This is a genomic window from Lutispora sp. QWL-02 (genome assembly GCF_058315355.1).
Map to the genome: position 1 here is coordinate 4053337 of NZ_CM177762.1, position 24067 is coordinate 4077403.

The following is a 24067-nucleotide window of genomic DNA, read 5'->3' on the forward strand; positions in this document are numbered from 1 at the left end:
TCACCTCCTAATCCCTTATCTTGTTTTCAATAAAATCTGCCAGCTCCAGGGCAGCCCTTTCAGCATCCGGGCCTTCTGTTTGAATTATGAGGGCATCTCCTTTTATAGCACCCATGCTCATTATGCTCATTATGCTCTTTGCATTATATTGTTTTTCACCCTTAATTATCTTTATATCACAGCCATATTTGGCGGCTTCCCTTACAAGCATGGATGCTGGGCGGGCGTGTAAGCCTGTTTCATTTGATAATGTTGCTTCTTTTCTAAACATGACATCCTCTCCTGCATGGCGATATATTTAACCTAAACTTCTGCCAAGGCTTGATGTGCTCCAGCAAGAATATTTCCTCATCAACGATCTTTCCTACCACCGACGATCTGCCGCTGTTCTTCATGGGCTTCAGTACCAGATGCAATTCCCCGGCGTAATGGGCATATAGACTGGATTCTATAACAATATGGCCTTTTCCCATATCTATGGGATTCATCAGCTTGAATTCATAGTTCTTGTATTTCACTCTGCTTTGAGTTGATCTTATCATGTATTCGGAAACATCGCCCCTGTTGATATGAAGCTCCTCAAACAAAATATATCTCTCAACCTTAGGAAGATCCACATATGTTTCAACATCAAGCTCCAGGACATCCTTATTTATTTCTCCCAATGCACTTAGCTCATCTTCCGATGCGTAGCAGTTGGATATTATTATGTCATCTATCAATCCCGTATTCAGCAAATCCTTGGCTTGCACCTCTATGGGCAGTCCCCTATGCTCTTCTAAGGTAGGAAGCCCTTCATTGACGTCCCATGGCCCGAAGCTTGCATGATCAGAGGATACAAAGGCTGCAGTCCTGATCCCGTATTTTTTGAAGCCTTCCGTAGTCTTCACGAAATGCTCCCGGGATATGCCGGTATATCTATGAGGATAAAAGTTATGGCATGCTATGATATTATCCTTATTTGGCAAAAAGCTCATCACATTGTCTAAATACCTGGTGCCGCTGCTGATGTTCAGTTCTACTTTTATTCCATAAGTATTAAAAGACATGATGCTCTCCTCAATGCCGCTGAATCCAATGTCAAGCCTTATTCCCGCCAGGCCTATTTCATGAAATATAGTAAGATCCCTGTAATCTGCTTTTAAATCTCTGAAAACCGAAGGCGATACATCCGCTATAACCTCCATGCCCAATGCTCCCGCATATCGGACTATATCCTTGAATCTCCCCAGCGAATCTTTGCCTTCCACAGTCAGGAAATTTATAAACACTCTCCTGAAGCCATATTTTGAAGCCAGGCTTAAATAACTTTTATTTGCCTCCGGGGAAGATTTATCCGGGTAAATAGAGACTCCAAGCTTATTCATGGCTTTCTGCTCCTTTTATTTCTCTTACTGCCCGATATAATTCTATAAATTCATTTGCCATATCGCGCATGGTGATGGCGTTCATCAGATGATCCTGAGCGTGAGCCAACAGGAGGGATATGGGTTCTCCTTTTCCTCTTGCCTCTTCCTGTATCAGCCGGGTTTGGCTTTGATGAGCCTCAGATAGCTTATCACCTGCCTCTTCGAGAGCTTTTCCGGCCTTTTCAAAATACCCATTCTTGGCATAACCGATAGCTTCCATGCAAAGGCTTCTTGATTCGCCGCTGAAGTTGATTATGTTCATTATTATTAATTCCAGCTCCATATCTATCTCTCCTTGTATTGATTTATACTTTAGTGGTAAGGGCATAGTTTATTCTTGAACGAGACTTCATTCAGTGAGGGATTCAACCCCCGCTGAATATTAGTCGAGTCTATACTGGAATTAGAGCGGGTTAGTTCAGTGATAAATTAAAGCATTTTCTGTCATTCTCAAGGAGCAAAGCGCCTGAAGAATCTTGAACAAGATCCTTCAGGCAAAGCCTTCAGGATGACAACCAAAGGCCTTCTATATATCAGGCATTAAATTTTTCACCCTTTGCAGCCGTCACTATTTTGTCTTTCTCCCCTGCTGATGCCTGCTTCTCTGCTATCCTTACAAAGGGCAGGTATATCAAAGTGGCCACTGCAAAGTTGACCAATGCCAACAGCGCCGCCATTACGCTGCCTATTCCCTTAGCTCCTGTTGCCAAGAATGCTCCTATGCCCACGGGAGAAATCCATGGTGCCGCTACATAAGTGGGAGGAACAATCCCCAATGCCGTAGCCAGGTAGGCAATAAATGAAAGCACGCCCGGAACTATCAGGAATGGGATAAAAAGCACAGGATTCAACACTATAGGAAGGCCATACATGACAGATTCATTTATCTGGAATATTCCCGGTGCCAAGGATAGCTTTGCAACCGCTTTATAGTCTTGCTTCTTCTTAGCTACAATAAATATGGCCAGCAAAAGTGCTAAAGTCGCACCTGATCCGCCCAGATGTATATATGAGTCATAAAAAGCTTTTGTGATAAGATGCGGAGCCGGCAATCCATTCATCACCGCCTCATAATTCTCAGTCAGAGCAGGCAAATAAATGCTCTGCATGATGGGCTCAAAAATATTGGCTCCATGTAACCCAAAGAACCAAAGGAGATTTATCAGTATCGGGATCAAAATTACCGATGTCATACCTTGACCAAGCCCCATGAGAGGCTTTTGAATAACATTTAGTATGATGTCGTATAAGCTTCCCAGACCTAATGCACTGATTATATAGGTCAAGGCACCAAAGATGAAGATGGCGACAAATCCGGGAATTACCGAAGCAAATGCTTTGCCTACGGCAGGCGGCACATTGTCCGGCATTTTTATTACCAAGCCTTTCTTCGTAAGCTTTACGAAAATCTCCGTAGCAATCAATGCTACTATGATACCGGTAAACAATCCTCTGGCATCCAGGTACCCCCAGAACAGATAACCCCATCCGGCCTCTCCGTGAGCCTGAGGAAGAGTAACTATGAAGGATGCTATGGAAATAACCCCTGCTGCCAAACCGTCTTCGCCATAGCCTTTAGCTAAATTGTAGCCGATGGAAAAAGTCGCGAGCAAGGCTATCATCGCAAAGGTTCCCCACCATACATTTCCGTTTATGGGTCCCAAAATGCTGCCAAGAGGTTTGATCCAGGCGCCTAAGGTGTTGTTCAGCAAAACTGCAAAGGATCCTGCTAAAACAATAGGCATGATACCGATAAAACCATCCCTTATAGCTGCTAAATGCCTTTGAGAGCCGATCTTTCCCGCTACCGGCACGAACTTTTTCTCCATCCAACTATTGAAGCTCATTTTTATACCCCCTTCAAAATAAACAATGGATATTACTTGCCTTTGATGACAGATACTGCTTGCATGAGAACCTTCTCTCCATTCATCAGCCCATAATCCGAACTCGGGATCACATCTACAGGTATTCCCATAGGCCCCATCATAGCTCTCATCTTCGGAAGCATATATCTTACCTGAGGTCCCAGCAAAAGTACGTCAATGCCCTCTGAATTGTTCTTCAGGTCTGCTTCTGCAACAGCCTTTATCTCAGCTTCTATCCCCTGCTCCTCAGCCGCTCTTTTCATTTTTGTCACCAGCAGGCTGGTAGACATGCCCGCTGAGCATACCAGCAAAATATTGTATATAACAATCCCTCCCCCACTTATATAGTAAGAACCTTTGTTTATAATAAAAGCAACTATCATGCCAATCATATATTTTTCCCTTATGCATCTAAGCATAGCAACTAAACCGATTCTGCTATATTTCAAGCAGGTATCTGTGCTGTCTATCTGTGCATTAAAACAAAATAGTGTGCGTTCTTTCGCACACTATTGCACTGTATTTCCGTTTTCTTTAAATAGTTTCACTATATAAGCAATTTCATCGTCACCTATGCTTACCCTATAATCCCTCTCAATATCTTTTAGTGATCGCTTTATTATATCCATATCTGAGGAATGCCTGTCTTTAAAATGGGATAATCCGTCAAAAGGCTTAGTAACCGCACCTGACAGCATATTGTCCAAAAGAAAGCATATATGCATGGTCATCCCTACCTTTACATCTTTGGAAAGCTTTGTTTCTAATCTCTCTTCCGCTTCCATGATGAAATTTTTAGCATCCTTTATTATCTTCTCGCCGCTGATATGTATCAGATGTTCGTCCAGCGAATCTCCCATCTTATAATACAGCTCTCCTTCATCGATTATATCCCTTAGCCTCTTATCACCTTCGGGTGTTAATATATCTACGGCTGATATAAAGGGTATTCCCCGCATTTTTATTTCTACGGTGCCCACTATGGCCCAGATATTATGGCCTTTCTCCATTTCTGCGACCCGTTCCCGGAGAGATTTTTTATCTATTATGCTTACCGGCACTGCTTTTACATTCCTATTTCCAATCTTTTTATTGATCATGCCCGATATCCTTTTAGCGGACCCATCTCCCGTAAAGCAGACGGCAAGGATGATATTCTTCTTATCCGGCCTTTCTTCTTTAGTGCTGATAGCGCAGCTCCTGCCGGACAATGAATCCATTATCTCGTCTATTGCATATCCCATCATCGCCTTTCTGGCCACATCCAGAACCATAAGAGTGCTCACCATATCCACTGTCTGGACATTGATTCCGGTCTCCTCCGCGATCATAAATCCGAAATTTGTGAGGGAACCCATGTCTACCATGAGAATGACCCCCTCACCTTGGTCGAGCTCCAATATCTTGTCCCTGGCAATTTTATATATGCTCTCCGGCTTCATGGTCAACGGCGAGTCTATAGACACTACATATTCCGCACCTATTAAATTATTTACTACTTCTGCCATTGAGCTTGCCGTACTTCTCCCATGCATGGCCACAACAACCTTTACCTTGGGCATCTCTTCCTTGGCAATCTTTAGCGGATCTGCGGTAAAAAACATGGTGATATAACCTATTTCATCAACCGGAATCTCTATATTAAATCTGCGGTCTATCAATTTTGCCATTTTCATGGCAAAGAGGAATTCTTCCTCGTAGTTGATCCTGATAAAGTTCAATTTGGGATTGTATATCTTCTCCCCTCTTCTGATCCTTTCAATGCTTCTTTCCAGATGAAACGACAGCCCAAAATATATCTTTTCATCATACTCCCTGTCTAAGTTTGCTTTTGCAAGGGCCAGTATTTCCTCAACGGCCTTTAAAACATTTCCGTCTACGACATTTGTTATCTCGTCCTTTATGAACCTTTGGCTGATCTCCCCTATGTATTTTTGAAAATGAGATTTGATATCCAGATTTAATATTTCATTTATATCCGTGTCTTCCATTCCTATTGTTTTGAGAGAATCGATCTTTTGCTCTATAATGCTGTAGAAATCCTCTCCAATGCCTTCATTTTCATGTGTCAATTGCAAAGGCGGCTCATCCTCCTCGCTGAATTTCAGAACATCCTGGGCTGAGCTCAGCAGCTCGTCGATTTCTTTTCTATGCTCCTTGATGTTCATCATTCCCATTCTCACATGATTGGGCAGATCGCATTGATTGATTATCAGATAGCTGCTCCCGGCAGCCTTGTAATTCAAAAATGCCTTGGCGCAGGACAGCTGTATATCGCTTTTAAGCTGACCTATATTATTGGGACAATCATATAGAAGCAAGGATATTATGACGTTTTTATTTATGTATATGCTCTTTCCCACTCTGCGGGATTCCTCTTTTATGAATGCATCTATGAGCGAATATCTTTCAGATAGGGACCTTTCGGACAGATTTGGCAGCAATATTACCATGGGTATCCTTCTGGAAAAGGTCTGGAGCAAATAGGATGACGGATTTTCTGTAGTTGCAGCTATTATCCGCACCTCTGCATAGTGAAGCTTATCCGTCTCGCCCAAAGGACTGTAACAGCCCTTGTCAATATAGGTGAAAAGCATTTCCTGGCCTTGAGGGGGCAATCTATGGACCTCGTCTAAAAATAATATTCCTTTATCGGCTTGTTTCAATAAGCCGTCTTTATCCTTATCCGCACCTGTGTACGTGCCTTTTTTGACTCCAAATATATGAGCCGTCAGCAAACTCGGATTATCCGCATAATCAGCGCAATTGAACCTTATAAAAGGCGCATCGGAACCCAGCACCCCGGTCTCCTTGGCGTATTCATACATTTGCTCAGCAAACAAGGATTTGCCTACTCCTGTTTCTCCTAAAAGCAATGTATGAAGCCCTTTGGGAGGGTATATTATGGCAGCCTTGGCCTTTTCAATGGGAAGGCCCAAGCTCTGCTTCGATCCTGCCAGCTTATCCAGACTGTTGAAATAGGCTTCCTTACCCTTTCTTTCGGAAGCAGTAGGAGGAGCAGATGTCATGGCTTTATACAGGACCGGCCTTCCTTCTGCCTTTATCAGCTTTCTTTCCTTGTGCATGATATTCAGATACCTGCTTACATTTGACCTATCCAAGCCAATAAGCTCGGCAACCTCCTTGGCTGATACTCCCGAAGGCTTTTCTTCCTGCAATTTCATGACAGACCTGTAGATATCGTCAATCTTGCTCATCCAATCTCCCCTCACCGGATAAAAATCATTTAACCGGCAGCTAACCTTAGTTTCGCTCCCGGATAACGCACTCAGACTTTACTTGCTGTCAGAATTGTATTTCTGCTTAATAAATTCTATGTAATCGTTTATCTGCTTAATGGCTTCTTCAGGCAGCTCATCTTTATTAAAATCATGATAAGAAGCTGTTTCAGAGACAGATGAGATTTCTCCCGCTTCATATTCATCATAAAAATATCGTACATCGGTTCTTCCCAGCAGGTAATCCGTTGACACCTGAAAATAATCGGCAATTTTTCTTAACATATCCTGATCAGGGAATCTTATTTCTGTCTCATATTTTGAAATAGAAGAATAGGATATGTTCAAAATCTTTGCCAGCTCATTGCGGCTCATGTTCTTTTCTCCGCGAAGCATAGCAAGCTTTTCGCCAAATGACATATATGACCACCTCTCAATTTTCATTTTAGCACATATCGTCCAATTATAAATATGTTGGACTAAATGGATAATTTTCCTTGACTATGGACTTGCAGTCCAGTATAATGTATATATGTTTTGGACTAAGTGTCCCGATATTACAGGAGGTGCTCAATATTAAAGCGATGGATAAAAAATATGAAGAATTATCTATGTTAAAAGATATTATAGGCGAAATGAGGGATAGATTGAATACTATGCTCGCTAAGAATCCGGATCCTTTATGCAATGAGGTGCTGAGCTTAAGCAAAGCTTTGGATGACATGATCAACAGGTATACGGAATTGGAGACGGAGCTGAAATCTAAGGCTTAGCAGGCTTATAAATTGTTGAAGAAATAGAATTGATTTTATTGCTCAGAACTGATAAATTTATAATGAGGAGTGGATACCATGAATAATGAAGAGAAAATCCTACATATTCTGGAGCAAATGCAAACTGACATCCGAGGCTTAAAAGAAGGTCAGACTAGACTGGAGGCAGGTTATGACAGACTTGAAGAAGGTTATGGCAGACTGGAAGCAGGCTATGGCAGACTGGAAGCAAGGCAGATCAATCTGGAAAAAGAAGTAAAGGCGATCAAATCTGATGTTAAATTGATAAAGCTTGATGTCAAGTCAATCAAAACCGAGCTTTCTTATGTCTGGGAAGATATAAGAAAGATTGATAACCGCCTTTTAAAACAAGAACAAGAAACATTTTTGCTAAAACGTGTAAGCGAATAGATTATTTTATATATCGGTGGTTTATGTTCCCCACTTGCCTATCAGCCTATTGGATAGCTTGTCTAAAATTTTATTTTTTCTTCTGAATAGTGTTGTTCTGCTCATACCCAATTCCTTTGACAGATCATCCAGGGTTCTGCGGTGTATTATGCTTTGCTCAATCATATATCTTTCTTCGCTTGCTAAATCCTGCAGAGCCTTATAAGCCTCTTGGCTTTCGTAATTGGCAAAAACTATATCCTCCACATCGCTGCTTTCATCTGCTAGAGCGTCTGCCAAACTTATTCCTTCTCCTATAGGTTCATCGAGAGATACTGTTTTCTTTTCATACCTTTTATAGTTAAGGTAGAAAAATTTAAGCTGAAGCTTTAAATAGTAAAACATATTAACACCTTTGTTTTGCTCATATTTGTCTAAAGACTCAAGTACTGCCAATGCTCCTTCCTGATATAGGTCCTCAAATTCCCCCTTGCTTTTTGCATACTTATTGATAGATGAAATGATCAGCGGGCTGACTTCCTCCAATATTTTAGCTTTATCCAAGCCTGACCTTTCCGACCGGTCATTGTTTTATTTCCGCGGATAAAGCCATTATATAAGCCCTGATGCAAAAAATAAAAAGCCGACTCACCACGAGTCGGCTGATGTTTCAGATAAAGTATGCTCATCAGGCATATACGTCAAGAAGAAGTCCCCTTATCTCTCCTATAAGGCTTAAAACCTTGATCCCTTTCTCTTGCTTATTTATTACAGCGTCTGTCAATTCCAGGAGCTTTTCGTCTACTTTTTGGACGGTCTTGTATATTCTCATCCTTCCACCTCTGTTAAATCCTCTGCTTTGCTGAACCTTTAAGCCATATTTAACAGCCTCGGATAAAAATTCCTTTACCTTTTTCTTATAATCCCTCAGATCCTCAACGGTCATAGAATCAGCCAGTATCTTACCCTGCTCATCTATATCCTCCATGAGCCTGTTCAGCCTATCTGCATCGATCTCGTCTCTTCGGGTGGACATGACTTCGCGAAAGGATACTGAAGCTTCATCCTTCACCTTTTTTGCTTGTGTACCTGAAATATCTACTTTTCCTACGTTTCTGACTTTCATCTGATCACATCCTATCCCTCTAGGGTATTCCTTATGGGTCATGGTGGCTCATTCTATTGCAATAGCTTTAGTACGCCCTGGGGCATTTGGTTGGCCTGGGCCAACATAGCTGTAGCCGCTTGATTTATTATGCTGTTCTTGGTAAATTCGGACATTTCCAATGCCATATCTACGTCTCTTATTCTTGATTCTGCTGCCGTCATGTTTTCTGCCGTTGTAGTAATATTGGAAACGGTATGCTCAAGCCTGTTCTGATATGCTCCCAGCCTTGAGCGGGATTCGGATACCATCCTTATGGCATTATCGAAGAATCCTATGGCATTATTGGCATCCTCTTCGCTCATGATGCTTATACCTGCTTCCGCATCTACCCCTGCGGTGGATATTACGCCCTTATGGTCCGCTTTTCTGCCTATACCCAGGAATGCCGCATCCACTACGCCTATGAGAAGCTTCATGCTCTCGCTGTCATTGGCTCCTATCTGAAGGTTTATATCCATATCCTTACCTGCATAGGTCTCAAAATCATTGTCCCTGTATTCTATCTCCAAGCCGTTGCCAGCTCCGTCATCGGTTTTGTTCGTAGTGAGTATCAAAGAGTTCCCGTTTACCTTAAAATCTGCCAACGCTGTCACCTGGCCTTTGTTTTTGGCTGAGGTTATGGCATTGTATACCTCTGCCATCACATCATATACGGTTCTGTCCTTTACTCCGACTACTGCTTTTGTTGTTGTAGGAGGGTTATAAGGTACGGATGCATCCTCAAATTCAATCTCAAACCCATCAACAATAAGTTTATCTCCGACTTTAGGAAGCTCGGTGAAATTAAGATAGGTAGTCTTCCAGTTGGTTGAGATATTCTTGGCATCTAAATTGCTCACATCAGTTGCTGGCGGATTTATTATCTTATTAAACGTTGCTGATGCAGCATTAATAGAATCTACTTTGATTTTTCTTGCTTCCAAAGGGGACATATTTCTAGCAGTTACGAGCTTAACGCTGTCTGTTCCAAGTGTAGCTCGGCTTGCGTCAACATCAAAGGTTTTATCGTTTTCTGCAATGGCATTCAACAGATTATTTAGGGTTGCTTTCGCATCAGCACCTATATCCACCCTTATACTGCCTGCCGTAACCCCATTAGGCAGTGTTGGTGGTGTTGGTATAGCTTCAAATTCATAATACTTCCCATTTATAACTAGGTATTCACCGTCCGCCGGTAAACCACTCAGTTGCAACTCCACTTCTCCTCTTTCGCTGGGCTCTGCTGCCACATCACCCTTCCAGGTGCCGCTTCCTGCATACTTTATTTCCGGTGAGTTGGTGGTTATAACGGGTCTTGACAGCAGCGATCCCCTCAGAAGAGGATTGGCATTAAACTGAGTGGTCTTTGCGATCCTGTCTATATCATATGTCAACTGGTCAATCTCATTTTGGATTGCCAGCCTGTCATTGGCTTCCATGGTTCCATTGGCTGCTTGTATAGACAGTTCCCTCATCCTTTGCAATGCATTGTGCACTTCCTGCAATGCACCTTCTGCCGTCTGTATCAAAGATACTCCGTCTAAGGTGTTTCTCTCTGCCATTTTGAGCCCTCTTATCTGAGACCTCATCTTTTCCGATATGGCAAGGCCTGCCGCATCATCGCCAGCTCTGTTGATCCTCAAGCCGGAAGACAGCTTTTCAATATTTTTTGAAACCTTCCCATGACTGACGGTTAATTGTCTGTAGGCATTTATTGCCTGGATATTAGTGTTTATCCTCATATCCTATTCTCCCTTCCTTAATCCGGCTTATTCAGCGATATCAACATTGGCCGGCTGATAATACAAATGATCCTCATAAGAGCCCAGCTTATTATTGCTTCCTGTTTCCATATCGGATATCTCCATCGCCGCAGACCAGGCTTGGGATATGTTCTCCATAATAGTCAACACCTGCTCCATCAGCGCTTTATCCTTTTTAATATTGGCCTCTATCAACGTTTCAGCGCAGAAGCTGTACAAAGCCTCCAGCTGGTCTGCGATGATCCCTGCCTTATAATTGATCCCTGCTCCGAGCCTTTCCAATATATCATTGCAGCCCTGCAAGAGGTAATTTGAGCCTACTGCATCTCCTTCTTCCAAAGCTTTTATCGATGCCCTCAATTTTTCTAAAAATGCCTGATACAAAAGAGCTGTAAGCTCCTGAGGCTTCATATCCATTATTTCCTGCTCTTCATATATTCTCAAAATCACACCTCCAAAATCATACATATAAAGTATCGACAAAAACCCTCTTAATCTTTACATTGATTCCATCGCAAAAATCTTTATTATATATAACACAATAAATGCATTTGTAGTTTAAAAAAGGCATACGTTCAGAATGACAGTGCAGCCCGACCCTAATCCTGAGTTCTGAACCCTGAGTTCTAAAAAACGTTCTCCATTCTTTCGATCAGCAGCAATATCTCTGCTATTACAGAATAGAGCTGAGGAGGCACATTCTCTCCCAGGTCCATATCTATGAGCTCTGCCACCAGGCTCATATCCTCCTCTATGGGTATGCTCCGCTCTTTGGCCATCTCGATGATCTTTGCCGCCACCAGTCCCTTACCGCTGGCCGTGACCGTCGGAGCACCGTCACCGCTGCCGTCATAATTCAAAGCTGCAGCCATAGGTCCCGATCTGGCTCTTTTTTTTACTTGGTTGATATTCCTGTAAATCATATTTTTATGTCAAATCCTTTCTTCATAGGATTGATTGAATTTGCTGCTGTATTGATCATACGGCTTGAAGCCATCTGCTGCTCTCCCTCTTTGGCACTGAGCCTTGCAAATCCGATGCTGCTCACTTCATAGCCCAATTCCTTTAAATTCTCCTTAAATCCCATGAGCAGCGGGCTTACTCTGTCCTTCAAATCCTCTCTATCGTTTTTCACCGTAATGCTGAGATTTCCCCCTGAGGCTTGCAGCAAAACACCTGTCTCACCCAATTTTTTTGTATCTATGAGGAAAAAAATGCTGCAATTCTGCCAATCAAGCTTTTTCTCATCTTTTTTCGAATTGATATATACTTTCATATCGCTGACATTTCCGTTGATAGTCAAGGGCAGTGCAAAAAACATGGTCTGCAGCGTCCCGTTATCCGTCCTGTTCAATAATTGGCTTCCTGTGACCTTTTGTGCCAGCTCCGCCATAGGATTGCCCTTTTCAGAAAGCTTAAAAAGCAAAGACTTGATATTATTGTGCAGTTCTTCTTCCCTGACATTCTCCCCTGCAAGGAATCTGGCAGCCTCTCCTTCATGATCGCTTCCCAGAAGCCTTAAGGCTTCATACACCTTTCTCGGTGTATAGTCCTCTTGAGAAAAGTTTTGTGTCAAGCCCTTCAGAGCAGTCTTAAGCTTGTTTTCAGAACTTTTGCCCTCTTCAAAGCCCTCCTTTAAGCTTGCAAAGTGAAGGACCCTCGTATTGGAAGGCTTCCAGTTCAATGATTCAATGGTGGTTTTTACTTTTTCCACCAGCTTGCAGGCCTTATCATATTCGCCCATATCCAGGAGCGTTTTTGCTTTTTGGAGCTGACTGTCTGCCTTTACCAGTTCTTTTTCCAGCTTCATATCTGCAAATAATGCTATATCGCTTTTTAGTATAGCTTTATCCAATGAATCTATGGTCTTTTGCAAATCGATCCTTGCATTATTGATACCGGAGGCTCCCGACTCCTCTATATGCCTCACAGCCATATCCAGATTATTTGCTATATCCCTTTTGAACTCTTTGAAGCTTTGGCCCGCCGCCCTAAGCCTTGCGGTCACTTCCGTGACCAAATAATTCTTTCCGCCCAATCCGGCGGTGCCCAGCACTGAAGCTATATATTCCTGTTCCGCCCCTTCCTTCATCTCAAAGGTTGGAGCTATGCTGCTTTCTCGGTTTTTATGCCCCGTCTTGCCTGCACCTTCCTCTATATCTTCTTCTGCAGCATCCTTTAATGCCTTAATTATTATTTTCTGTCCCAGATCATCCATCCTGTAGGCTGCAGCCTGGCGGCCTTCATTGACCGCCTTTGTTAGGATAATTTTTGCTCTTGGGCTCATATCCGAAGCTTCCGATTCCAATAAGTCGCATATTCTGTTCAAAGATACTCCCTGGGCCAATAAGCTTTTAACCTCTTCAGCCAAGCTTTCTATGCTCTTTTCACCGGTATTTTGAAAGCCGATGCCATAATCCTTTCCCAGCTCCTTTATGATCTCACCGACCTCACGGCCGAACAAAGCTTCATGCACCAGCTTCAAATTGGTCATATTTATATCCAGTTCCTTGCTCAAAAGATTCTGTATGACCTGAATTTTATCGTCAAGGCTGCCCGGGAATTTGTCCATATAGGTCTTCAATATTTGTACAGCCTCTTTATCAAGGAGCACTTCCTTCCCGAATATGGCTTCCAGAGCCTGTCTTATTTCCGGAGGCAAAGCGGTGCCATGATTTTTGGGAATTCTTATAGTTTCAATGGAGCATTGCCCTTCATTGCTTTTTATGCCTGGAGCCGTCCTGGCTCCATCAATTTTTGCTTCGCTGCCTTTTTGTTCCTGGACCGTGCCATATATCTTAGCAATATCGTTAGATATTTTCATCTCCATCACCTCTTTATCCGTCTGTTAAGTTTATCGGCAATATGAGACAAAAAGTGTATACATAATTAATAAAGGAGTGAAATCCTTCACTCCTCTTTTTTCAATATGCCGAATAATATGATCTTTTCTATTTCCTTCACTGCATTATTGATATTCAAATTGCTTTTTATAAGGAAGTCATATTCAAAAATAGCCCTAAAGGATCTCTCCAAAATCAAGCTTAGCACTTCCACGTTTATGTCTTCCCGCAGCTTGCCTGATTTTATACCATCATTCACAAGCTCCTTCATCAGGTCCAGCTTGAACTTCATCTGCTCCTCTATCCGCTCCCAGTCCTTAGGATAGTACTTTTCTATATCCTGCAAAATATCCAAGGGCATCTTATATTTGTGATGGGAAAGGAGAGCCGCATTGATCTTGCCCAGCAGTGTCTCTTCCTTTTCAACGGCTTCCAGGGTTTTATTGTTATTATCCTCTATACTCAACCTTATGAACTCGCTTACGATATGATCCTTGCTGTCAAAATACTTATAGATGGTCCTCTTGCTTATTCCCAAGTCCTTTGCTATATCATCAACAGTAAATCTTTTTACTCCGTAGAGGTTTATATATTTTGAAACAGATTCGATTATCCTATCCTTCAATCCCGATCACATCCCGTCAATATGCTAAAATAATGATATCACATATTTTGTCTGAATTTCAATCATCCGTCATATCCAACTATGAGCTTATAAATCGATTCTGCTCCGAAACTCAACGCTTCTACGGGTATCCTTTCATCAGCGCTGTGTATGAGCCTTGAAAAATCTATGTCATTTTTGAGGATCATGGGCGTAAAGCCATAGGTTTGTATGCCCAGCTTTGAGAAAAACCTGGCATCCGTAACGCCGCTGACTATAAAAGGAATGGGTATGGCCTCTCTATCCCCTTCCTTTAAAATGGACCCCAAAATCTCGAACATGCCCATGTCGATCCTGTCCGGTCCTTTATCATAGGATAAAATCTGCAGCTCTATATCTCTTCCAGCCAGCTTGCCCAGCTCACCCATAATATCCTCCGGTGCAAATCCCGGCAGTATCCTGCCGTCGAAATCCAGCCTTATCTCACAGGGAATGACGTTTATCTTTTCTCCCCCTCTGACTATCGTAGCATTTGCAGTATTATGAAGCACCGGATCAAATATCCTGCCCTTATCCCCCAGCAAGTCAAGGACTTTATCCGTCAGCACAGGGTTCAAAAGCGACTTCAATACGATGTTTGTCGGAAAACCCAAATTTGATGATAAGGCTTGGAGCATCATCTTCGCAGGGAGAGTTATGTGAACAGGAAGCCTGCTCTTATTGAGCCTGACCAAAAGCTCCCCGAGCTTTGCCATGGCTCCATCCTTCACAGGCATAGAGCCGTGGCCTCCCTGCCCTTTTACAGTTGCCCTGATGGCACATCTTTGTTTCTCCGCCACCATTATGGGATAGAATCTCTTGCCGCCTATAGGCATGGTGAACCCGCCGATCTCTCCTATGGCGTACTTGATATTTTTGAACAGCTCAGGATAATTATCCACTATATATTTGGCTCCGTATATCCCGTCGTTTTCCTCATCACAGACGATGCACAAGACTATATCTCCGGAGGGTATAAAGCCTTCGGATTTGGCCCTGAGAACGGCAGATATCATCATTGCAACTGCACCTTTCATATCCAGTGCACCCCTGCCCCATACGTATCCGTCCTCAATAATCCCTTCAAAAGGCGGATGCTGCCATATCTGGTTAGCCGCAGTAACTACATCCGCATGACCGTACATTAGAAGAGGAGGCTTTGATCCGTTGCCCTCCAGCCTGGCGATAAGATTAAGCCTGTCTCCTTTGTCTCCCAGTATTAAAGAATCTATTCCGGCTTCTTTCAGCAGCCCATGTATATACATTATGCACTCTGCTTCGTTTCCCGGAGGGTTAGTGGTATTAAATCTTATAAGCTTTTGCAGCAGCTCCTCAATTTTCATACATTCCATTATTTTTACCCCCGCGCTAATCCAATATTTTTGAACTGTTTTTGGGCAGAAGCCTCATATATAGCAGTTCCTCAAGGCGTTCCAACTCCTGTATATCCGCTTGGGAGAAAGCATATGGATTCTTGCCTTTCCTTATATCCGCCAAGGTTTTTCTGAGATCCAGTATCCTATAATCCGTATTTCCGTTTTCCAGAGGCTTGAAAAGTATATATATGGGCAGTGCCTTGAGGCCGGTAATTTTGGTAATCTTTAAACCCTTCTCAATGCCCTTTGATATCTCAAGCTTTAATAGCAGAGCGAGCCTTGAGTTTTTGCTGAAGAGGTTTAAAGAAACAAGCTCTCCCAGCGAATAGATGATGAAGCCGTCCTTTTCCCTTTTATCATAAGGATCAAAGAATCTGTATTTCTCCATGGGCTGGGCTACATGGGCATGTCCGCCCAAGATTATATCAACCCCGCATTCCATGATACTATGTCCCATATCGATTACATTCTTTATGGGATAAGTCTCAAACTCTATACTCCAGTGAAGCATTGCCGCGATAATGTCCGCTCCCTTTTCTTTTGCCAGCCTCACATGTTCTTTTATCAGTGATATATCAGTCTCCGGCTTGTTCAGCCTTATCAGATTGGTCATGTATTCCTTCCCCGGTATAGAGTCCTCTCCGTTTAAGCAGTATGTATAGGATATAAAGGCTGTTTTTATACCATTCTTTTCTATTATGGGAATATCATTTTGTTCTTCCTTTGTCCTTGCCGTTCCCACATGGGGATATCCCTTAGAATCCAAGAAATCCAGGGTTGATATAACGCCGTGCTCCCCCTGGTCCAGGCTATGATTGTTTGCAGTAGAAAAGAAGTTTACACCCCTGCCTTCATCTATAAACCTTTCAAACATTTGGGGAGAAATATTGAGCTTGGGAGCTGTAAGACACATGGCCGGTACCCCCACAGGAGGCCTCTCCGGAACTATCGGCGCCTCAAGATTAGCGCACACTATATCCCCATCGAAATAAAAATCTCTCACATCATCCCATAGGCGCTCAGTATTTTCGGGAAATATCATCTCCGACGCGCTTAAATCTCCTCCTGCAGATATGGTAATCCTGCTTTCCGCACTAAAAAGCTCACCTTCCGTGAAATCCAGATCCTGGCCCGCAAAATATTCCTCTATGCCTTTGCCCTTCTCTGCTCTCTCGATCTGCTTTACTACGGACTTATAACCCCACCAAAGCTTTTCATTTATATCCATGTATCTGAAATTATCTTCATGCTCCTGAGAATATTTATATTTATCACCTTTTATAAAGCCTAATACTTTTAAGAAAGCCTTAAGCAGCGCAAACTTCAATTCCATAATGCCTTACCCCCATAACTTCTATTATTCATCTGCTTTGATGAGATCCCTTTTATATAAAAACTTTGCCCCTAAAACCGATGCCAAAACGCAGACAGGGATTGTTATTGCAGTGGGCAATCCGGGAACCAGGCTGAGCGCCACAGCTGCAGCAAGGGGGGCTACAGCCAGCTTCCATTCCTTGAGGATATAATATGCTCCTATCGAACCGAACAAAGCAGGAAGGACCTGCTCAAAGGCAGGCTGGATTATAGGATTGTTGAGCTTTGCAGTTATCGGTGCTATAAGGATAACTCCCAGAATAATTATTATCTCGCTGGCTATTACGGAGCCTGCCATGGCTATCGTTGATATTATGTCCCCTTCCTCCGTTGAAGGCTTTACCTCCACAGCTTCCATGCTTATGGCCGCGCTTGGGATCTTCATGTTCGATATATTCCCCGTCAAATAAGACATATACATTGCGCTCGAGCCCAGCATAGGAGAAAATGTGAGTATCTCGACAACGGATACAGGTATCATAACCGACGAAATACTGATAATACCGCTGATAAGATTACTCAGCGGAGGTATTATTCCATATGCAAGCCACAGGATAAACGGGGGCAGAAACGTAAGCAAAAGCCCGATGATGAGAGTGCACCTGCCGATCATATGTACTTTGCTTTCATATGCGGTTTCCCTCAAAGCTTTATCATCCAATCTGATCATCAAAAGCACCTCCTAAAACAAATATGAGAACAAAGCAGTGCACGCCATGGCACCTATCATGCTGAGAGCAAGGGCGAATTCTTTAAGCCAGTTTTGTTTGAGCTTGACGATTATCAAAGCCAAAACCGTCATTATCGATGCTCCGCATAATAAGGTCACCAGAGGAAGCCCGCCCTTTGTAATGGGATCGGCAATAAAAATGCAGAAAACTCCCAGGAAAGCCGCATTCATCAAAACAGTTCTCCATTTTGGGTCGGCAGTAATATTTTTTGCATACCCTTTTTTTATCCTTTTCAGTAAAAAAGCAACCAGGGAAACTGACCAAACAGATCCTATGCACATGATCCATACAGACGCTGAGAATACCTGACTGTTGTATCCTGCTCCGCCAAGACTGTCAACACCCATGGCTTTAGCTCCTATTCCTGCAGCCATAAGCTCATAGGGTGCGGACCCTATTACGGAAAGCCTGATCCAGGGAATAGGCACCCCTAAAACGGGTACCATGGTTATTAATGCAACTATTACGGCAACAGTCGGCACTATGGTTGAAATAGCACCGGTTCTGAATGCCCTTAGCATCTTAGCTTTTGTCAGCCCCAGCTTTAGTCCTTCATTGTAGGCAAGTCTGAAAAATAAAAGTGACTGTAAAACGATAAAAGTAATCATTATTGCGCCGCAAAAGAAAAAAATTTTATTATTCGCTATCTGCAAATAATCTTTCATAAGCGACCTCCTCTCAATATAGCTGGTAAACAATCTTGTTTTGACTTATAGAAACTACTTTAGTTTCTTCAGTTTCATTACAATTATATAATTGTTAGAAAATTTTGTCAACAGCCTATTTCTCTATATTTCCGCTTTATGATTGCAAATTGAAAACCCCTGAGATTTAGGCGAATGTTCATAAGGATACTTTGTGAACACTCGCCTAATAATGCGGGATATAAGGCGGACAGTTTCGGCGTAAGCTCTATATATTTCTTAGCCTTTTCAATAAATCTGTCCACATTGGTAAGGGGGTTTTTAAGCTTTTCCATTCTCGCTTCTGCCTTTGGGATGCTTTCTCGCAAGGATTTTTGCTCGGTAGCGTATTCACTGGACAGGGTTCTGTAGTGCTCATCAGGTATGCAGCTAAGCACATCATACTGCCTTGCAAAATGGGTTACACGCTTTAAGTCATCCAAAATAACCGCTGCAAGCTGACTTTTTTGGATGTAGCGAGAGGAGCAGGTTTCTTTGCCAAACCTCTTGTAGGTGGAACAGGCAAAGTTGTTTTTGCTTTCATCCATGGCAGATTTGGTTCATATTATTAAAACACAAGAATCTCAAACGTATCTAGAAATAAAGTAAAAAGAATTATAGAATCTGATTTACTAATAATCAATGATTTGATGTTTATGGCAATGGAAAAATAAGTAGCGAACCTGTTTTTTCAATTGATTAATAAACTCTATGGTCAAACCTTACTTCACATCTACAAGAAATCTTCTTTCACTTTATTGAAATCTATATTCATATAAAAAAACTCTATATTTTTTAGCTGATCCTCACAACTTTTCCCTCAACCACCTCAACACGCTTTTCTTGCAATAGCAGTTCAAAAGCCTTATCCATTGCCAAAGAAATACTTTGTGTCATACGATTATAGTGGTAGGCTCTGGCTGTTTCGGCACAAAGTGTTTCTTTCGTTGCACCGATACATTTTTCAAGAACAAGTAGCACTGCTTCGGCTAATTCCTCTTTTGATACATAGTCGATTTTTCTCGTATTGTCCTGTCGAGGAGAAACTTTATCATAGTTTTCCGGGAAGAAAAAATCTCCCTTTCTAACAATCTTGGGACCAAGTTTGTTTAGCCCGTAATCCACTTCTCGCTTTACCTTTACGGTTGCCTTTTCATTTCCAAGCAGTGGAGCGAGTTCTTTGCAGAGCAAATCATAGTGAATAGGAAACTTTTTATCGACAACTTCCGTAATGCAATCCTCTATGGATAGGTATCCGCTGTAATTGCGAGGTAAATTTGAAAAAGAAACAGCATTTTCTTCTCCGAATCCATAGGGATTTCGTTGTTCCTCGGCGGAAATTGTTTTCTTTTCTATCGAAACAAAATCTTCTGCTTTGGGTGTACTTGTAATACCTATATTCTCATAAGGAATGGCATAGTTTTTTAAGGCATCTTCAACTGCCTCAATTAACTTTTCGCCTTCGGTAACAGGGTCTTTTATCCAGTCTGTTGACCAAATACGATAAATCTTCCAGCCCATTTGTTCAAGGACATCTTGACGCAGACGGTCACGCTCTCGCGCTGTTCTTGCAGAGTGATAGGCCGCGCCATCACACTCAATGCCCAAAACGTATTGACCACTTAAGGTTGGGTGCTTTACAGCCATATCAATTCGATAACCAGAGCAACCCACCTGTGTACCAAGCTTGTAGCCCTTTCTATCAAGGAAATTATAAACCGCTTTTTCAAACGGAGAATCGTGTTCCACAATATCACTTTCTGTGATTTCACGAGAAAGTGAAGTAACTCCATTGATGGCAAAATCAATATATGCCCTCAGTAGTTTGGGTCCATCGGATGTGATTTTATCTGTATCAATATCGGTTGGTAAAATTGAACCTATAAGCTTGACATTATACTTTGCACGAGTGATCGCCACATTCAGTCTGCGTTCGCCACCGAATTTGCTAAGTGGACCAAAGTTCATTCGAAATACACCACTTACATCTTTTGCGTAGCCGATGCTAAAGATGATGGTATCTCGCTCGTCACCCTGTACATTTTCGAGATTTTTAACGAAAAACGGTTCTTCCTTATCTTCATTAAAAAATGATTCAAACATTTGGTTTTCCATACGCATTTTTCGAATAGCAGTGTCAATAGCTTGCTGCTGTACCTCGCCAAAAGCGATAACACCAATAGAGCGATTAGGATGCTTTTTGAAATGCTCAAAAACAATCTCAGCCACTTTTTTTGCCTCTATAATATTTCCTTTTTTACCACCTCTATCATAAAAACCTTCTTTTACATATACATATTCGACACCATTATCTGAAATTCTGTCCACATTCGATGGGAAGGTGATTAAGTTGTTTTTATAGATTTTCGCATTGGAAAATGCGATTAAATGCTCGTTTCTACTGCGATAATGCCAAAGCAATATTCTTTCCGGCAGAAGATTAGCCTCATCCAAAATAGATTCATATGCATATCCGTCATCTTCTTCATCATCATCGGTATCGTAATCCACATCTGATAACGAAGCTCCAAAAAAGTTTGTAGGTGGAAGCTGTTTGCTGTCACCTGCAATAATGACTTGCTTACCTCTTGAAATAGCTCCGATGGCATTTTCGGTGCATACTTGTGATGCTTCATCGAAAATAACCGTATCAAATTGATAGGTTTCTGCCTCTAAAAACAAGCTTACGGAAAGCGGTGACATCATTAAGCAAGGCTTTAAGGTAGGTAACAAATTGGGAATTTGCTGAAACAGTTTTCTGATAGGTATAATTTTTCTGCGTTTTGAGAGTTCTCGCTTTAAGATGCTTATTTCATCTACTCCATTTGTAAAATGACCAAAGGAAGGTAAATCATTGATGAGTTTACTTTTAATTCTTGCTTTGGCAATTTCAAATTGCATCTTGTCTAAGGAGGAAAATTCACCGATTATATTTTCTTGGTTAATTCTTCTAAAATTTAAAATAGCAGGGTAATTCGGTAGAATTGCATCTAACCATAATCTGAAAAGTCTCTTTTGAAACACAGGTATGATATAGCTCGGAGAAAGCTTTTCTTCTTCTATTTTCTCGATATATTCGGTCAAGCCTTCTGCTTGACAATTCTTTTTTGCATTTCTGAAATCAATCCATTCCTCTAATAAGAATAAACCATTGTTGCATTGGTTTATTCTGTCAACCAAAATAGAAAATTCCGTTGCTTTCAAACTGTCGGCATCATCAAATAATTTTGCAAACCAATTTAGCTCTATATCAATATCTTGAATCATCTGCGTTAGGCTTTGCTCGTGGTTTTTGCAAAGGTCTACAATCTCTTTATCTCCACATATTTTTTCTACAAATTCTTGATTGAGATTGTTTTCTTCTACTAATATTCGGAATGTTGCCCCCCAAGATAGGGCATTTCGAATATTATCCCATGAAGTATCAAGTCCATTATATAAAAATGAATAATGAGCAATTAAATCGGATTCCATATTGTAAGACTGTAAAGCAATATCATGCAAATGATTTAAGGTTGCAATGCCTTCTTTTAATGTTGTGTGCAACAGTAAACTGTATTCAATCTGCTGAAAATCTGTATTCTCAAAGCAAAAATCATCACAAAACGTACTTTTGAAGCAAGTGCAGTTTTCTTGCAACCACTCTTTGGCATCTGCAATTTCCTTTAACGAATTAATAGCAGATAGAATAATCTCATCGCTGATTTTCGCAGACATATTTTTATAAAGTGATTGCATTTGTTTTTTATCTGCCTTGTAGCTACTTTTGAAACGTTTCAAAAAGGATGTGTACTCTGTTCGATATCTTCCTAAAATAGCATTATAGTCTATATCGAAAATTTCCTTTTCAAACGCACTTAACAGTTGGTCTTTCATAGTATTGATGAAAGTAACTTTTTCTTTGGTCTGCGACTTTTCGCTTATCAGTTTACCGTAGCTTTCAACGCTATCAATACTACATAAAAGCTTGTTTTCTTTTAAGTAAGAGTCAAGCTGTGCCTTCTCTTTTTTAATAGCAGTGTGCGATTGCAAGGTGTCCATCTCTGGCAGATGAATGTTTTTGTCTAAACTAAATAAGACATCGTACTGCGCAGATAGCGTGTTTCTTGTTATGTAGAACTTGTTTTTTAGGTTTTCACATTCTGAAACTTCATCAAATAACGGTGAGATTTCTCCGCCAAAAACCCACTGAACGGGTATGATGGGGGAGTCTTTTGAAATTTTTAATATTTCCACTGCTTTTTTCATAGCAAAGTAAGCGAGGGGCAAAGTAAGCGACAAATCTCTTTGCAGCTTTTGAAATTCGTTTTGATGCTTCTCTAATTTTGTAATCAGCTTAGGTAGTGTTGCACCAATATCATGTCGCAATTCATTGGTCACACTTTGAACATTTGCACCGCGCCAAGGGTTTGCATCGTAGCCCTCGGACATTTTTCCGATGCTATTTACGAATTCTGTCAGCACATATATGTATCGGCTATATCGGCTCAAATCTGCATTTTCAACACTTTCAATAGAGAAAATAATATCTTCGTATTCATTTAAGTTGGCAAGAATACCATTTACTTCATAAATAGATTTGCCTAACGGCTCCACTTTTTCAAAAAGCTCATTTGCATATTGATTTAATTTTTTTCTATCTCTTTCCAAGGCGTCCAATTTTAAATATGCCTCATCGCTGAGTTCTGCTTTGTTCTTTGCTAAATTTAGCACCGTTTCAAGCTGTTCTAGAACAGCTTTTTTGTTTGCTTTATGGCTGTGCAAAACAAGGCAGAAATCATTAAGCCCTGCCAAAGTTAATCTTCTATGAACTACATCCAATGCAGCCATTTTTTCTGATACAAATAATACTTTCTTGCCTTCAGCTAAACACTCGGAAATAATGTTGGTAATGGTTTGGCTTTTGCCTGTGCCAGGAGGACCTTGCAGCACAAAGCTTATGCCTTTTTTGGCACATAGAATTGCATCTTGCTGACTGGAATCGGCATCTACAACTTGAAAAATATCAATCGGTTTTGTCTTGGTGTCAAAATCATAGTCGTTGATTTCCTCAGGAATTCGATTAGAAGCAGAGACATCTCCACTAATTGTTCTCACAATGGGGTTGTTTATAATACTGTCCTTATGTTTAGACAGGTCATTATACATATTGATTTTTAAGAAAGATAACAAACTAAGACTGGTTTCTTCTATTACCTTCCATTTGTTATAAGCAACCAATGTGCTTATCTGTGCAAAATATTCCCTTAAATCATCTTCTTCATTAAATTCGGGTAAAGATATTCCGAAATCATTTTCAAGTTTATATTTCAAAGTAGGATTTAAAAGTATTTCATCTTCGTGTAATGAAAGAATATATGGTGAGGAAATGGATTCGACAGTAAGAGTGACCGGCACTAAAATCAGCGGCGACCTAAAGAATTGTTCACTATCTTTTGATTCGCTCCACTCTAAGAAACCAAAAGATAGGTATAAAACATTGATGCCCTGTTCTTCTGTTGCTGTTTTTGCTTTATCTCTAAGATTTCGAAGTGTCTTTTGCATATCCTTGATACTTTGATTGGTTTCTACACCATCAAATAAAGATATTTCCTCCTCATCTTCGATATCATCATAAAAGGGGAATTCCAAAGGCTTTTCATCTTTAACAAAACTATCCCAAAAATCGTAGACCTCGGGTGTTGTAATGCGCAATGTGGAGCGTTTAGTTTCCTTGTAATTGATTAGCTTGTTTCTTTTTCCTAAATCGAGTAATTTGTTTTTCCAAATTTCAATTTTATTCTCAATATTGACTACCATATCGTTTCCTCCAAAGAGCAATATTATTG

General features: G+C 41.2%; 22 protein-coding genes. 2 read left to right on the forward strand and 20 right to left on the reverse strand.

From position 1 onward, the window contains the following. Positions 1 to 7: 7 nt before the first annotated feature. The 7 genes from AC4HCY_RS19305 to AC4HCY_RS19335 form a co-directional block, all read right to left on the reverse strand. A complete protein-coding gene (locus AC4HCY_RS19305) occupies positions 8 to 271 on the reverse strand; it encodes an HPr family phosphocarrier protein (RefSeq protein ID WP_491094932.1) in 264 nt (87 codons plus the stop codon). Next, positions 264 to 1367, reverse strand: coding sequence for a DUF871 domain-containing protein (locus tag AC4HCY_RS19310; RefSeq protein WP_323432836.1), 1104 nt, complete (start codon positions 1365 to 1367; stop codon positions 264 to 266). The genes AC4HCY_RS19305 and AC4HCY_RS19310 overlap by 8 nt, the downstream gene beginning before the upstream one ends. Beyond that, the gene (locus AC4HCY_RS19315; protein WP_333783337.1) at positions 1360 to 1692 is read right to left on the reverse strand and encodes a PTS sugar transporter subunit IIA; all 333 of its coding nucleotides are present in this window, start codon (positions 1690 to 1692) and stop codon (positions 1360 to 1362) included. Before AC4HCY_RS19315 ends, AC4HCY_RS19310 begins: the two co-directional genes overlap by 8 nt. Before the next feature lie 250 nt (positions 1693 to 1942). Beyond that, a complete protein-coding gene (locus AC4HCY_RS19320) occupies positions 1943 to 3256 on the reverse strand; it encodes a PTS sugar transporter subunit IIC (protein WP_491094933.1) in 1314 nt (437 codons plus the stop codon). 32 nt (positions 3257 to 3288) lie between these two features. Then, on the reverse strand, positions 3289 to 3600 hold the full coding sequence (locus AC4HCY_RS19325) for a PTS sugar transporter subunit IIB (protein ID WP_255226418.1): 312 nt from the start codon (positions 3598 to 3600) through the stop codon (positions 3289 to 3291). 186 nt (positions 3601 to 3786) lie between these two features. Next, positions 3787 to 6495 (reverse strand): sigma-54-dependent transcriptional regulator, encoded by a 2709-nt coding sequence (locus AC4HCY_RS19330; protein WP_491094934.1) that lies wholly within the window; start codon positions 6493 to 6495, stop codon positions 3787 to 3789. Between the two features lie 78 nt (positions 6496 to 6573). After that, positions 6574 to 6936 (reverse strand): helix-turn-helix domain-containing protein, encoded by a 363-nt coding sequence (locus AC4HCY_RS19335; protein WP_491094935.1) that lies wholly within the window; start codon positions 6934 to 6936, stop codon positions 6574 to 6576. A 164-nt stretch (positions 6937 to 7100) separates the two neighbouring features. Here AC4HCY_RS19335 and AC4HCY_RS19340 point away from each other — a divergent pair, with 164 nt between their 5' ends. Next, positions 7101 to 7289, forward strand: a complete 189-nt coding sequence (locus AC4HCY_RS19340) for a Spo0E family sporulation regulatory protein-aspartic acid phosphatase (RefSeq protein WP_491094936.1) — start codon at positions 7101 to 7103, stop codon at positions 7287 to 7289. A 78-nt stretch (positions 7290 to 7367) separates the two neighbouring features. Next, positions 7368 to 7700: a hypothetical protein gene (locus AC4HCY_RS19345; protein WP_491094937.1), complete on the forward strand. Its 333-nt coding sequence runs from the start codon at positions 7368 to 7370 to the stop codon at positions 7698 to 7700. A 21-nt stretch (positions 7701 to 7721) separates the two neighbouring features. Here AC4HCY_RS19345 and AC4HCY_RS19350 read toward each other — a convergent pair whose 3' ends face one another. The 13 genes from AC4HCY_RS19350 to AC4HCY_RS19410 form a co-directional block, all read right to left on the reverse strand. Next, positions 7722 to 8243, reverse strand: coding sequence for a sigma-70 family RNA polymerase sigma factor (locus tag AC4HCY_RS19350; RefSeq protein WP_491094938.1), 522 nt, complete (start codon positions 8241 to 8243; stop codon positions 7722 to 7724). 124 nt (positions 8244 to 8367) lie between these two features. Then, on the reverse strand, positions 8368 to 8805 hold the full coding sequence (locus tag AC4HCY_RS19355; RefSeq protein WP_323432829.1) for a YaaR family protein: 438 nt from the start codon (positions 8803 to 8805) through the stop codon (positions 8368 to 8370). Positions 8806 to 8858: 53 nt separating this feature from the next. Further along, on the reverse strand, positions 8859 to 10568 hold the full coding sequence (locus tag AC4HCY_RS19360; RefSeq protein ID WP_491094939.1) for a flagellin N-terminal helical domain-containing protein: 1710 nt from the start codon (positions 10566 to 10568) through the stop codon (positions 8859 to 8861). A 27-nt stretch (positions 10569 to 10595) separates the two neighbouring features. Beyond that, positions 10596 to 11033, reverse strand: a complete 438-nt coding sequence (fliS, locus tag AC4HCY_RS19365) for a flagellar export chaperone FliS (protein ID WP_323432827.1) — start codon at positions 11031 to 11033, stop codon at positions 10596 to 10598. Between the two features lie 182 nt (positions 11034 to 11215). Beyond that, positions 11216 to 11512, reverse strand: a complete 297-nt coding sequence (locus tag AC4HCY_RS19370) for an EscU/YscU/HrcU family type III secretion system export apparatus switch protein (protein WP_323432826.1) — start codon at positions 11510 to 11512, stop codon at positions 11216 to 11218. Beyond that, positions 11509 to 13413, reverse strand: a complete 1905-nt coding sequence (locus AC4HCY_RS19375; protein ID WP_491094940.1) for a hypothetical protein — start codon at positions 13411 to 13413, stop codon at positions 11509 to 11511. The genes AC4HCY_RS19370 and AC4HCY_RS19375 overlap by 4 nt, the downstream gene beginning before the upstream one ends. 86 nt (positions 13414 to 13499) lie before the next feature. Then, positions 13500 to 14057, reverse strand: a complete 558-nt coding sequence (locus tag AC4HCY_RS19380; protein WP_323432824.1) for a TetR/AcrR family transcriptional regulator — start codon at positions 14055 to 14057, stop codon at positions 13500 to 13502. A gap of 62 nt (positions 14058 to 14119) precedes the next feature. Then, a complete protein-coding gene (locus AC4HCY_RS19385) occupies positions 14120 to 15427 on the reverse strand; it encodes a M20/M25/M40 family metallo-hydrolase (RefSeq protein ID WP_491094941.1) in 1308 nt (435 codons plus the stop codon). Between the two features lie 16 nt (positions 15428 to 15443). Beyond that, positions 15444 to 16784: a CapA family protein gene (locus tag AC4HCY_RS19390; RefSeq protein ID WP_491094942.1), complete on the reverse strand. Its 1341-nt coding sequence runs from the start codon at positions 16782 to 16784 to the stop codon at positions 15444 to 15446. 24 nt (positions 16785 to 16808) lie between these two features. Continuing rightward, positions 16809 to 17495 carry a hypothetical protein gene (locus AC4HCY_RS19395; RefSeq protein WP_323432821.1) on the reverse strand — a complete coding sequence of 229 codons (687 nt, stop codon included), beginning with the start codon at positions 17493 to 17495 and terminating at the stop codon, positions 16809 to 16811. Positions 17496 to 17507: 12 nt separating this feature from the next. After that, positions 17508 to 18221 (reverse strand): DUF5058 family protein, encoded by a 714-nt coding sequence (locus tag AC4HCY_RS19400; RefSeq protein WP_323432820.1) that lies wholly within the window; start codon positions 18219 to 18221, stop codon positions 17508 to 17510. Positions 18222 to 18328: 107 nt separating this feature from the next. After that, positions 18329 to 18787: a hypothetical protein gene (locus tag AC4HCY_RS19405; protein ID WP_491094943.1), complete on the reverse strand. Its 459-nt coding sequence runs from the start codon at positions 18785 to 18787 to the stop codon at positions 18329 to 18331. A gap of 247 nt (positions 18788 to 19034) precedes the next feature. Beyond that, the gene (locus AC4HCY_RS19410; RefSeq protein ID WP_491094944.1) at positions 19035 to 24038 is read right to left on the reverse strand and encodes a DUF4011 domain-containing protein; all 5004 of its coding nucleotides are present in this window, start codon (positions 24036 to 24038) and stop codon (positions 19035 to 19037) included. Positions 24039 to 24067 lie beyond the last annotated feature (29 nt).

What these genes read in the sequence shown, in the direction of transcription:
- AC4HCY_RS19305 (WP_491094932.1), bottom strand. Translation starts at nt 271, where the DNA reads ATGTTTAGAAAAGAAGCAACATTATCAAATGAAACAGGCTTACACGCC.
- AC4HCY_RS19310 (WP_323432836.1), bottom strand. Translation starts at nt 1,367, where the DNA reads ATGAATAAGCTTGGAGTCTCTATTTACCCGGATAAATCTTCCCCGGAG.
- AC4HCY_RS19315 (WP_333783337.1), bottom strand. Translation starts at nt 1,692, where the DNA reads ATGGAGCTGGAATTAATAATAATGAACATAATCAACTTCAGCGGCGAA.
- AC4HCY_RS19320 (WP_491094933.1), bottom strand. Translation starts at nt 3,256, where the DNA reads ATGAGCTTCAATAGTTGGATGGAGAAAAAGTTCGTGCCGGTAGCGGGA.
- AC4HCY_RS19330 (WP_491094934.1), bottom strand. Translation starts at nt 6,495, where the DNA reads ATGAGCAAGATTGACGATATCTACAGGTCTGTCATGAAATTGCAGGAA.
- AC4HCY_RS19335 (WP_491094935.1), bottom strand. Translation starts at nt 6,936, where the DNA reads ATGTCATTTGGCGAAAAGCTTGCTATGCTTCGCGGAGAAAAGAACATG.
- AC4HCY_RS19340 (WP_491094936.1), top strand. Translation starts at nt 7,101, where the DNA reads ATGGATAAAAAATATGAAGAATTATCTATGTTAAAAGATATTATAGGC.
- AC4HCY_RS19345 (WP_491094937.1), top strand. Translation starts at nt 7,368, where the DNA reads ATGAATAATGAAGAGAAAATCCTACATATTCTGGAGCAAATGCAAACT.
- AC4HCY_RS19355 (WP_323432829.1), bottom strand. Translation starts at nt 8,805, where the DNA reads ATGAAAGTCAGAAACGTAGGAAAAGTAGATATTTCAGGTACACAAGCA.
- AC4HCY_RS19360 (WP_491094939.1), bottom strand. Translation starts at nt 10,568, where the DNA reads ATGAGGATAAACACTAATATCCAGGCAATAAATGCCTACAGACAATTA.
- AC4HCY_RS19370 (WP_323432826.1), bottom strand. Translation starts at nt 11,512, where the DNA reads ATGATTTACAGGAATATCAACCAAGTAAAAAAAAGAGCCAGATCGGGA.
- AC4HCY_RS19375 (WP_491094940.1), bottom strand. Translation starts at nt 13,413, where the DNA reads ATGAAAATATCTAACGATATTGCTAAGATATATGGCACGGTCCAGGAA.
- AC4HCY_RS19385 (WP_491094941.1), bottom strand. Translation starts at nt 15,427, where the DNA reads ATGGAATGTATGAAAATTGAGGAGCTGCTGCAAAAGCTTATAAGATTT.
- AC4HCY_RS19390 (WP_491094942.1), bottom strand. Translation starts at nt 16,784, where the DNA reads ATGGAATTGAAGTTTGCGCTGCTTAAGGCTTTCTTAAAAGTATTAGGC.
- AC4HCY_RS19395 (WP_323432821.1), bottom strand. Translation starts at nt 17,495, where the DNA reads ATGATCAGATTGGATGATAAAGCTTTGAGGGAAACCGCATATGAAAGC.
- AC4HCY_RS19400 (WP_323432820.1), bottom strand. Translation starts at nt 18,221, where the DNA reads ATGAAAGATTATTTGCAGATAGCGAATAATAAAATTTTTTTCTTTTGC.
- AC4HCY_RS19405 (WP_491094943.1), bottom strand. Translation starts at nt 18,787, where the DNA reads ATGGATGAAAGCAAAAACAACTTTGCCTGTTCCACCTACAAGAGGTTT.
- AC4HCY_RS19410 (WP_491094944.1), bottom strand. Translation starts at nt 24,038, where the DNA reads ATGGTAGTCAATATTGAGAATAAAATTGAAATTTGGAAAAACAAATTA.